The 1,567-nt window shown below is 71.2% G+C and carries 2 protein-coding genes; one reads left to right on the top strand and one right to left on the bottom strand.

Features of this window, described 5'->3' with window-relative positions; all coding sequences use genetic code 11:
* The coding region (locus A5704_RS17595) for an arginine deiminase family protein (RefSeq protein ID WP_067890152.1) at positions 1 to 985 on the bottom strand (985 nt) is incomplete at its 3' end.
* Positions 986 to 1,057: 72 nt separating this feature from the next.
* Between A5704_RS17595 and A5704_RS17590 the strand changes: the two genes are divergently transcribed.
* The coding region (locus tag A5704_RS17590; RefSeq protein WP_197508503.1) for an alpha-ketoglutarate-dependent dioxygenase AlkB at positions 1,058 to 1,567 on the top strand (510 nt) is incomplete at its 3' end.

The raw sequence follows: 1,567 nt of genomic DNA, 5'->3' as shown, positions 1-1,567 counted from the left end.
CGATGACGCGCAGCCGGTCGATCTCCAGCGCCTTGGCGGCGGCCTCCAGGAACGGCGCCTCGTCGCTGATGGCGACGCCCTCGGGCGTGCGCTCGATGGTGAACGCCGAGAGCGTGTCGACGACGTTGGCGTACATCACCACGGTGTCGGTGTCGACCATCGTGCACACCGTGTCCAGGTGCATCTGGGCGCGGCGCTGGGCGATCGGCACGGCGAGCACCTTGCTGGCGAGGCCGTCGTCGAAGAGGCTGCGCGCCAACGCTTCCGCGCCGGCCGGGGTGGTCCGCTCGCCGACGCCGACGGCTATCACACCCGGGCCGAGCAGCAGCACGTCGCCACCCTCGACGGGCGCGGTGCGCGACTCGTAGGCGCGCCGCACCCCGGTGAACCGCGGATGATGGGCGTAGATCAGGTCGGTCAGCGACGCCTCGCGCACCCGGGCGCGCAACGCCAGCGTGGGGATCACCACGCGCGGACCGATCCAGATCGACGAGTCGCGGGTGAACACCAGGTTGGGCAGCGGCTCGATGACGAAGTCCGCGCCCTGGTGCATGCGCAGCACCAGCGAGACGTCGGTCCGGATATCCGACGGCAGTTCGTTGAACGTCATGCCGGCCATCAGCACGTGGGCCAGCCTGTCCGCGTCGAGCCCCCGCAGATAGCCCGAAAGTGCTTGCGCCAGAGGCACTCCCAGCCGGCGCGCGTCGACAGCGGCGGCCACGCCCTGCATCCGGGCGGCCCCGCTGTGGGTCAGGGCCTCGGCCAGCAGGTCGGCCAGCAGCAGCACCTCCACCCCGCGGGAGCGGAGCAGCTCGGCGAACTGGTCGTGTTCGTCCTGCGCGCGGGCGACCCAGGGCAGCCCGTCGAAGAGGAGCTGATCCATGTTGCGCGGATTGAGCCGCCGCAGCTCGCCGCCGGGGCGGTGCAGGATGACGACGCGCAGCGCTCCCACCTCGGAATTGGTGCCCAGCTCAACCACACCCACCACGGTAGCGGCGCCGGACCCGGCCGTCCCGGCGCCCGGCCACTCGAACGGGTGTGCGATAGACTGGGCGCCGTGGAGATGGCGGTACAAGGCTCCCTGTTCCAGCACACCGAGCGCAGGCAACTCGGTGACGGCGCCTTTATCGAAATCCGCGCCGGCTGGCTCACCGAAGCCGACGACCTGCTCGACGCGCTCCTGACCGCGGTTCCGTGGCGGGAGGAACGCCGCCAGATGTACGACCGGGTGGTCGACGTGCCGCGGCTGGTGAGTTTCCACGACCTCACGGTCGACGAGCCGCCGCATCCCCTGCTGGCCCGGCTTCGGCGCCGGCTCAACGACATCTACGCCGGCGAACTCGGCGAGCCGTTCACCACGGTCGGGTTGTGCTGCTACCGCGACGGCTCCGACAGCGTCGCCTGGCACGGCGACACCATCGGCCGCAGCAGCTCCGAGGACACCATGGTGGCCATCATCAGCCTCGGCGCCACCCGCACGTTCGCCATGCGGCGGCGCGCGCGTCCTGCCAAAGGCCCGTCGTTGCGGCTGCCGCAGGCGCATGGGGATCTGCTGGTGATGGGCGGA

It is taken from the genome of Mycobacterium sp. E735, assembly GCF_001666955.1.
Lineage (GTDB): Bacteria > Actinomycetota > Actinomycetes > Mycobacteriales > Mycobacteriaceae > Mycobacterium.
Note: the sequence above shows the minus strand (reverse complement) of the source record. Positions and strands in the feature narration are given on the sequence as shown.